This is a genomic window from Pseudomonas sp. GM33, from assembly GCF_000282295.1.
Classification (GTDB): domain Bacteria; phylum Pseudomonadota; class Gammaproteobacteria; order Pseudomonadales; family Pseudomonadaceae; genus Aquipseudomonas; species Aquipseudomonas laurylsulfatiphila.
In genome coordinates this window covers 1-8,295 of sequence record NZ_AKJO01000151.1, presented here as the reverse complement: position 1 = coordinate 8,295, position 8,295 = coordinate 1, and the positions used below count along the sequence as shown (strand labels likewise).

The following is an 8,295-nucleotide window of genomic DNA, read 5'->3' as shown; positions in this document are numbered from 1 at the left end:
CCGCAGGCTGCGATCTTTTGACTTTGGCATTCAAGATCAAAAGATCGCAGCCTGCGGCAGCTCCTACAGGGGAGCCCGGTCAGGACTTGATGAAATGCTTGCGGTAGTGCTGCAACTCGGCGATGGATTCGCGGATGTCGTCCAGCGCCAGGTGGGTGCTGCCCTTCTTGAAGCTGTCACGCACGTCCGGTGCCCAGCGCGCCGCCAGCTCTTTGAGCGTGGACACGTCGAGGTTGCGGTAGTGGAAATAGCTTTCCAGGGATTTCATGTGGGTATAAAGGAAGCGACGGTCCTGGCAGATGCTGTTGCCGCAGATCGGCGATTTGCCCTTCGGCACCCACTTCTCGAGGAAGGCGATGGTTTCGGCTTCGGCTTCGGCCATGCTGATACGGCTGTCGCGAACCCGCTGGGTCAGCCCGGAACCGCCATGCTGACGGGTGTTCCACTCGTCCATGCCGGCGAGGATTTCGTCGCTGTGGTGAATGGCGATCACCGGGCCTTCGGCCAGGGTGTTCAGGTCACTGTCGGTGACGATGGTGGCCATTTCGATGATGACGTCGGTATCAGGGTTCAGACCGGTCATTTCCAGGTCGATCCAGATCAGGTTCTGCGAATTTTGCATGTTCGGCTCCTAAGCAATGCTGCGCAGTTTAGCCTAGGCCGGTGGCCGGGCGTGCTAAACTCGCGGCCGTTTTACCTAATCGCTGCATTCTTTATACGGAACACCCATGGCCAAACGCCAACTCAATCGCCGCCAAAACTGGCGCATCGAAAAGATTCAGGGCGAACGCGCTGCCCGCGCCGCCAAACGCGAGTCCTCGGCTGTCGAGGCACTTGAGGGCGGCGATCTGGGCCCCGAACAGCACGGTCTGGTGATCGCGCACTTCGGTGTGCAGGTTGAGGTCGAGGCCCGCGACGGCGAGCTCGCCGGCCAGGTGTTCCGTTGCCACCTGCGCGCGAACCTGCCGGCGCTGGTGACCGGTGATCAGGTGGTGTGGCGCGCCGGCAACCAGGGCATCGGTGTGATCGTGGCGCAACTGCCGCGCAACACCGAGCTATGCCGCCCGGACAGCCGTGGTCAGCTCAAGCCGGTGGCGGCCAACGTCGACATGATCGTCATCGTGTTTGCACCGCTACCCGAGCCCCACGCCAATCTGATCGACCGCTACCTGGTGGCGGCCGAGCATGCGGGCATCAAGCCGCTGCTGCTGCTGAACAAATTCGACCTGATCGACGAAAACAACGCCCCTGCGCTGAATGCCTTGCTCGCCGTATACCGCACCCTCGGTTACCCGGTGCTGGAAGTGTCGGCGCATCACGGCAACGGTATGGAGCAGTTGCAGACGCAACTGGACGGACGCATCAGCGTATTCGTCGGCCAGTCCGGTGTCGGCAAGTCGTCGCTGGTCAACAGCCTGCTGCCGGATGTCGAAACCCGCGTCGGCCCGCTGTCCGAGCTGTCCGGCCAGGGCACCCACACCACCACTACCGCGCGGTTGTTCCACTTCCCCGGCGGCGGTGAGTTGATCGACTCCCCGGGTATCCGCGAATTCGGCCTGGGTCACGTCAGCCGTGCCGACGTCGAAGCCGGCTTCATCGAGTTCAACGACCTGCTGGGTACCTGTCGCTTCCGTGACTGCAAGCATGACCGCGAACCCGGTTGCGCCCTGCTCAAGGCCCTTGAAGATGGCCGCGTGCAGCAGCAACGGATGAACAGCTACCGCTCGATCATCGCCAGTCTGCCGGAAAACGGCTACTAAACAGAGGTACCGACCGCCCGGCTTTACGCAGGGTGGTCGGTGACTGGATCTTCCCCCGCTTAAACATCAGACCTTTCTGTAAGACGTGCGCACGCTCGCTTGTAGGGCATTTCTCTTTCCGCGCAGACCTCTTGTAGGCGCCCTGTAATCGCCTAGTTTCAAACCCTCTTCGCACTCCAGCGACACCGAGGGACACCCATGCAAACCTACCATCTGTTCATCAGCCACTCGTGGAACTACTCCGACGCCCACGACAATCTCGTGCGCCTGCTCAACGCCAAGCCCGGTTTCACCTACAAGAATTTTTCGGTGCCGCCGGACAACCCGATTGTCGGCGCGAAAACCGACAAACAACTGGAGGAGGCCATCGAAAACAAGATCCGTCCGTGTTCGGCGGTATTGATCATGGCCGGGATGTATTCCACCTACAGCAAGTGGATCAACAAGGAAATCGAGATCGCCAAGCGCATGGGCAAGGTGATCATTGCGATCAAACCGTTCGGCGCCGAGCGGATTTCCACGGTGGTACGTGAGGCGGCACATGCCGAGTGTGCCTGGAACACCAATAGCATCATCAGCGCCATTCGCCAGCATACGGCGGTGTAACCATGCGCAAGGGACTGTTTATCGGCATCAACGACTACACCCACGTTTCGCGGCTGAGCGGTTGCAGCAATGACGCCATGGCCATGGCTTCCGTGCTGAAGACCGACGCCAATGGCGATCCGAACTTCAAGAACATCGTGCTGACCTCCGCCGAGGACTACCTGAGCCGGGAAAAGCTCGAAGACCAGATCCGCGAACTGTTTTCCGGGGACTGCAATGTCGCGCTGCTGTATTTCGCCGGCCACGGCAGCTTCGACACCGACACCGACGAAGGCATGTTGATCCCGCAGGACTACAAGAGCGCCAAGGACGGGATACGCCTCAGCGACATTCTCAACTGGGCGAGCAAGGCCACGAAGATCAAAAACAAAGTGATCATCCTTGATTGCTGCCAGAGCGGCTCGGCCGGCGAACTGCGCGCCTTGCGCAGTGAGGGCAGCGTGGTCGGCGAAGGCATGACCATTCTGACCGCCTGCAAAAAAGAAGAGCCGGCGATGGAGGGCGGGCAACACGGCGTATTCACCGGACTATTGCTCCAGGCCCTGCACGGCGGAGCAGCAAACATCCTGGGCAAGATCACACCCGGCAGCCTCTATTCGTTTGTCGACAACGCCCTCGACGCCTGGGAACAGCGCCCGGTGTTCAAGACCAACGTCTCGCAGTTCATTTCCCTGCGCGAAGTGTCGCCGCTGATCCCCAAGGAAATCCTGCGCAAACTCCCCGAATGGTTTGCCGAAGCGGAGTCGGTGTACCCCCTCGCCCCCAGCTTTGAGCCCACCGAGCCTGAATTCAACCCGGAGCACGGCGACGTCTTCGCCCAGTTGCAAAAGTGCAACCGCCACAGCCTGGTCGAACCGGTGGACGCCGAGCATATGTACTACGCCGCCATCCACTCCACCGGCTGCCGCCTCACCGCCCTCGGCGCCTATTACCGCGAACTCGCGATCAAGGGACATTTCTGATGCCAGTGTTTATCAGCTACCGCCACATGGACCGCGCCCACGCGGTCAAGATCAACGCGCGCCTGATCCAGGCCAACATCAAGACCTACCTGGATGTGCTGGACCCCGAATCCCAGACCACCGACGACATCACCGGCGTGATCACCCGCAACATCAGCGAATGCACGCACCTGCTAGCAGTGGTCTCGGAGAAAACCGCGCTGTCCTGGTGGGTGCCGTTCGAAATCGGCGAGGCGACCATCACCAACCGACGCATCTGCTCGTTCAAGACCGGCCCGACCGAGCTGCCGCTGTACCTGGACAAATGGCCGAAGCTGACCAGCGACCGGGACATCGACTTCTTTATCGATGCCTATCGAAATGAAGCGACACTCAAGCGCTCGATGTCACTGGAGTCCATAACCGGCAGCGAGTCGGTGCGCAGCGTCAACAGATCCAATGCGGATCGCTTTCACGCCGAGCTCAAGTCCCGAATCATCCGCGGCTTTTAATACAGACAACGCCGACAAAAAAGCCGACATCGTTGTCGGCTTTTTTGCAAAAAACTGAAGCCACCAGCCGCCGCGCAATAATGAGATAGCCCGGAGTTTCGGCCTAGACCACCTGCACATTCTGAGCAGTACCCGCCACGCCATGACAACCGCAGGCCAGGAGATGGCCCTGCAATACGACCGGAATGCCGTTCATACGCCGGCGCGGATGCCCTTCGACGAAGGCAAACTCGCCCAGATGCAGCGGGCAGTAAGCCTTGTCGCCCAACACCGCCGGGGTTTTTCCATTGAGGGTATGCGTGCCTTCGAGCTGGCAGGAAACCACGGTGCCACCGCTGCTGGTGGCATCACCCAGGCAAATGGGATGGCTCATGGTTTGTCTCCCGGCATACGAAACCTGAACGGGTCGACACCGTGGGTTTGCTGGTTCTTCGCTTTGCGGGCTTCGTCCGGCGGGCGGACCATTTGCACGGTGACGCTGCCGTCCTCGCCGGTGTACACCACCGCGCTGACGCCACCTTCCTGATAGCTGGCAATCGTGGCGAGGTTGATTTCGACCAGGGCGCTACTGACGCCGGTGTTGCCCAGGCGCCGACCGATGTCGTAGCCCTCGTCGGCATTGCCTAACTCGAGGCCGGTTCCATCGACATTGAGGCCGTGCAACGCGATGGTCAGAGCGATCTCGCCAGGGGTGTTGTCGGTGCTGTCGTAAAACACCCGCGCCGGCTTTTCACCGTTTGGCAGGGTTTCCAGTGCCTGCAGCCAGCCTGTTTGCAGGGCCTTGGCCTGTAGCGCGGGTTTGAGCGGTTTGCCGTTTTCGTCACGCATCGGGACTTTGATCGGACGGTGCAAGTAGCCCAATACCGGGGCTTTATCGAATTCCTTGACTTGATGCTCGGCCCAGCGCACCGGTAGCCATGGGGAGGGTTCGAAATGACCGGGGCCTCGGTTGCTCAGGGTTTGCCAGAGGGTGGGGAGTTGGGATTGCCAGTAGGTGGAGGACATGGTGCTGGGGGCATTTGGTTCCTCCATACCTCTTGCCCGCTCAGCATTTTCATACCAATCGATGAATGCTACATCACGATTCCAGTAGTACGCCCACAACTTGCCCATGTCAGTATTTGTGTTCTGGTTGTCCTCTGAGTCGTGGGTGGCAAAGGGGCGAATGTAACGGTCTACCCGATCCGAACGGGTGAGCAGCAGACCTGTCGTGCTTCCAAAAACGGTCGGAACGGCCTGGACGCTTTGCAAGCCGGGTGTACCCTGCTTTCGGTACAGATTTCGGGACACGTCGCCATCCTTGCTAACGATCAACGCCTGTGGCACTTGTGGGTTGTCGTCAAAAAAAACAAAGAGCCGTTCGATCATTGCTTGTGCGTGAGCGGTGTTCTCGTCGTCTTGCCAGAGAAACTGTGTCACCCCCAACGTGGCGGCATTTCGACCTGAGTTGATCAGACCGGCAGCCTTGTAGCCTTTTTCATAAGGATCTGGCGGTCCCAACGCAAACACCGGAATTGGCCAGTAGGCCACTGAGTCACTTGCCGAATACTTAAAAGCAGCCCGTGTACCAAGACGACTGGAGTTCTCTCGGGATAATAATGAGGACTTGTAGCCCTTAGTGTCCTTCGAAAAAATCGAAGCAAAGTTGTCTGCTTTTTTCTCGATTTTCTGCCACACCGATGATTGATACCACCCTTGCACCGCGAGCCCCACCCCCCGAATTTCCAGCGAATAGATGCGCTCTTGGGTAGCGATTTGCTCGGTGCTTTCGGCCATGACTTTTGTTTTGTAGGCCTGAAGCTCTGCGTCTTGGTAGGCGTCGGCCTTGCCGAGCCAGTGAAAGCTGTAAATCAATGCCAGCGCGCCAAAAATACTTGCTATTCCCTTAAGCATCGCGGTGTTCATATCCCCCAACTCCCTGTTTTCAGCCTGAGCTGTGTAGATGATGAACAGCAAAAAACCGAGCCAAGTGGCTATAAATATCCCGGCCGTCCAGAGATAACCCTTCAGGCGCGGTCGCTGTGATTTGTCCTGCCGACGATCCCTCATGGACGCGCACCTTTTTCCTTCGAGCCGATTATCAGCGCTGGCGGCGTCAGCGAAACCAGCTCGTTTGAGGGAAATTTACCCTTGTCGTAATACTGATAACTGGCTTTTACCAACGCCCGCGCCTCTGCACTAAGTCGGGACCAACCCAGAAAACCGCTGACTTCTTCAAATCGATTTTCATCCATCTTCCAATCCGCAATCGCCACCAACAACTCCCGCATCACCGGATCATCCAGGCACTTGGCCTGCCCAATCGCTATGTCCATCGCCGTCACCCAGCGATGGTTCTCCGGGCTGCGCAATACAGCCGAGTGATAGCTGTTGTCAGTCCATTCCTTCTGGTCAACCTGCATGCGTGCACGGATTTCGTTAGGGGTTTCCTCACGGTAGATGCGGTAGTGGTCCTTACGATTGAGCATCGGGTTGCCGGACACCGGCGTCTGGCGCAGGGCCCGGGTCTGGTCGTCGGGCTCTTTGCCGTGATTCCAGCGAACAAGTCCATCGTCCAGGTCGAGTCGCTTGTCACTCTTGGTCACGTAAATCCATTTGAAAGTGGCACCGGGGTTGCCCAATGCAGCGTTTTGCGACACCGCATCCGGTCGATCCTTTCCGGCCTGATGGGTAGACCCCGTCACGGCTTCGCCGCCAAACATTTGCGGTGCATGGGGTGGGTGCAGTTGTTCGGCATTGATGGTGCGTTCCTGGCCTTCACGGATGCCTGTTTGCGAGGCTATCGCTGCGACCGAGCCGCCACCGGGATAACGCGGCTCGCCTTCTGCACGGGTGAGGTCCGCTTGCGGCGGTTTGCCAACCAGTACCGGTTTGCCGTCACGCAGGCGCTTGGTCCACAGGCGCTGGTAGAAGCGCATGGACTGCAGCACGGTCATGGCCGGCTGGCCATCGGGTAGCTCGTCCGGCACACCGTAAGTGCCGATGCCTTGCACATCATCCAGCGCTACGGTGGTGTCGTCCGGGCAGAAATACAGGTAAACCTTGCCGCGGTTGTCGCGCTCGGGAAACACCAGGGTGTTCCCGTCAGCGCCCAGACGCTGGCCTTGTTCGGGTGACCAGCGCGACCCCGTGCGACCGCCATAACCCGGTACGCCACAGCGCACGGCACTGAGGGGTGGTTGCGCATGAGGGGATTGAGTGGTGTGTTGCACGATGTCGACCAGGGTCTGCAGGGTTCGCATATTTTTCGGCGTCGCGTCCGGCAGTACCGAATAGGGCGAGGCCACCATGATTGCGCAGTCGGCACAGCGCTCACCGCGATCCACCAGCATGGCCTGGGCGAGCAAGGTGATCAGCGTGCCCTGGCTGTGCCCCATGATGGTGATGGTCTCGTCGGGTGAGACGCGGCGGATCTCGCTGACCAGCATCGCCAGCCGGGTCGCGGCCAGCACGAAATACCGTCGATGCGGCGCCTTGCCCATGTACAGGGAGTTAGGCATGGTGGGTTGAACCCAATGGCGCAGCCATTTGCCGAACCCTTCTTCGTACATTTCTAGCAAATTGTTGGTGGCGTTAGCGAAAAATCCGCCGCCTTTGGCGAAATGGCGGTCCAGACGGTTGTCGAACCTGTCCAGGAATTGATCGCGCAAGCGGGCTGGATCGCCATTTTTATCGCGTTTGATTTCCCCGGGTTCGGCCCGGTAGCCCCAATAAAAAGGAATCAACAGGCTGCGGGTCTTCGGGGCATTTGTATCGCGCTGATAGAGGTAGGTGTCCGGATCATCGAGCGCAGCCTTGTGCTCATCCTCCCGCAGCTCAGGAGGTAACGCTTCGGCTGCACTGTAATCTGCCCCATACCGCCCCGCCTTGAGATCCGGCCGATCCAGCCGCTCGTTAACCCCTTGGCACAACCCGGTCTCCACCGACTCATAGGACGCCCCGGGGTCATTCACGCCGTGCAGGAAAATCACCACGCCAGGCAGGTCTCGCGGCACAGCAGTGTTGCGATCCGTGGATCTATTCGGCAGCAAACGACTCGTGCCGGTGGCGATCACTGCGTTATCCGTATAGCTCATGCTTTCCATATCCTTTTGAAATCATGTTCCTGTCGTCGATCACTGGGTCGACACTTTCCTTAGCTGCCGTCGGTACGGGTGTCTGGTCCGATGCTGGGGTCAAAAGGGCTTGATGCGTCCACCCCTGTACTGTTGGAGCCCGGGTTCGCTGCCAGGTGGGATGTATTGCGAAAAACCTCGAGATTGGCGAGCTGCATCTCTGTTCTCTGGAGCAACTCGGTTAGTCCATCAGTCCCGGTGATGCCTTGCACCGAGCTGCCGTCTTCCAGGGCAATCTTGTAGGGTTGGCCTTGAACAATTGCGGCTGGATCACCTTCGTAGTGCAGTCGATGCCGTTGGTCCGCGCCGTCCCGACCGAAAACAGAAAAGGCAGCACTGTCGGTCTTGGGCCCCACCCAGT

Annotated in this window: 9 protein-coding genes; 4 read left to right on the top strand and 5 right to left on the bottom strand. The window is 59.2% G+C overall.

What is annotated here, in order from left to right; genetic code table 11:
* Positions 1 to 79: 79 nt before the first annotated feature.
* Positions 80 to 622: an oligoribonuclease gene (orn, locus tag PMI26_RS04780; RefSeq protein WP_007978811.1), complete on the bottom strand. Its 543-nt coding sequence runs from the start codon at positions 620 to 622 to the stop codon at positions 80 to 82.
* A 106-nt stretch (positions 623 to 728) separates the two neighbouring features.
* Here orn and rsgA point away from each other — a divergent pair, with 106 nt between their 5' ends.
* The 4 genes from rsgA (at position 729) to PMI26_RS04800 (ending at position 3,819) form a co-directional block, all read left to right on the top strand.
* Positions 729 to 1,760, top strand: a complete 1,032-nt coding sequence (gene rsgA / locus PMI26_RS04785; RefSeq protein WP_007978809.1) for a small ribosomal subunit biogenesis GTPase RsgA — start codon at positions 729 to 731, stop codon at positions 1,758 to 1,760.
* A 198-nt stretch (positions 1,761 to 1,958) separates the two neighbouring features.
* Positions 1,959 to 2,366, top strand: coding sequence for a TIR domain-containing protein (locus tag PMI26_RS04790; protein WP_007978807.1), 408 nt, complete (start codon positions 1,959 to 1,961; stop codon positions 2,364 to 2,366).
* 2 nt (positions 2,367 to 2,368) lie between these two features.
* Complete coding sequence (locus PMI26_RS04795; protein ID WP_007978805.1) at positions 2,369 to 3,328, top strand: caspase family protein; 960 nt, start codon at positions 2,369 to 2,371, stop codon at positions 3,326 to 3,328.
* On the top strand, positions 3,328 to 3,819 hold the full coding sequence (locus tag PMI26_RS04800; protein ID WP_007978803.1) for a toll/interleukin-1 receptor domain-containing protein: 492 nt from the start codon (positions 3,328 to 3,330) through the stop codon (positions 3,817 to 3,819). Before PMI26_RS04795 ends, PMI26_RS04800 begins: the two co-directional genes overlap by 1 nt.
* A gap of 103 nt (positions 3,820 to 3,922) precedes the next feature.
* On the opposite strand, the gene PMI26_RS04805 is transcribed toward PMI26_RS04800, so the two are convergent.
* The 4 genes from PMI26_RS04805 to PMI26_RS32035 form a co-directional block, all read right to left on the bottom strand.
* Complete coding sequence (locus PMI26_RS04805; RefSeq protein ID WP_007978801.1) at positions 3,923 to 4,192, bottom strand: PAAR domain-containing protein; 270 nt, start codon at positions 4,190 to 4,192, stop codon at positions 3,923 to 3,925.
* Entirely contained in the window at positions 4,189 to 5,868 is a 1,680-nt protein-coding gene (locus tag PMI26_RS04810) for a type VI lipase adapter Tla3 domain-containing protein (RefSeq protein WP_007978798.1), read from the bottom strand. Before PMI26_RS04810 ends, PMI26_RS04805 begins: the two co-directional genes overlap by 4 nt.
* Positions 5,865 to 7,895: a T6SS effector phospholipase Tle3 domain-containing protein gene (locus PMI26_RS04815; RefSeq protein ID WP_007978796.1), complete on the bottom strand. Its 2,031-nt coding sequence runs from the start codon at positions 7,893 to 7,895 to the stop codon at positions 5,865 to 5,867. The genes PMI26_RS04810 and PMI26_RS04815 overlap by 4 nt, the downstream gene beginning before the upstream one ends.
* A gap of 59 nt (positions 7,896 to 7,954) precedes the next feature.
* The coding region (locus PMI26_RS32035) for a hypothetical protein (RefSeq protein WP_007978794.1) at positions 7,955 to 8,295 on the bottom strand (341 nt) is incomplete at its 5' end.

What these genes read in the sequence shown, in the direction of transcription:
- orn (WP_007978811.1), bottom strand. Translation starts at nt 622, where the DNA reads ATGCAAAATTCGCAGAACCTGATCTGGATCGACCTGGAAATGACCGGT.
- rsgA (WP_007978809.1), top strand. Translation starts at nt 729, where the DNA reads ATGGCCAAACGCCAACTCAATCGCCGCCAAAACTGGCGCATCGAAAAG.
- PMI26_RS04790 (WP_007978807.1), top strand. Translation starts at nt 1,959, where the DNA reads ATGCAAACCTACCATCTGTTCATCAGCCACTCGTGGAACTACTCCGAC.
- PMI26_RS04795 (WP_007978805.1), top strand. Translation starts at nt 2,369, where the DNA reads ATGCGCAAGGGACTGTTTATCGGCATCAACGACTACACCCACGTTTCG.
- PMI26_RS04800 (WP_007978803.1), top strand. Translation starts at nt 3,328, where the DNA reads ATGCCAGTGTTTATCAGCTACCGCCACATGGACCGCGCCCACGCGGTC.
- PMI26_RS04805 (WP_007978801.1), bottom strand. Translation starts at nt 4,192, where the DNA reads ATGAGCCATCCCATTTGCCTGGGTGATGCCACCAGCAGCGGTGGCACC.
- PMI26_RS04810 (WP_007978798.1), bottom strand. Translation starts at nt 5,868, where the DNA reads ATGAGGGATCGTCGGCAGGACAAATCACAGCGACCGCGCCTGAAGGGT.
- PMI26_RS04815 (WP_007978796.1), bottom strand. Translation starts at nt 7,895, where the DNA reads ATGAGCTATACGGATAACGCAGTGATCGCCACCGGCACGAGTCGTTTG.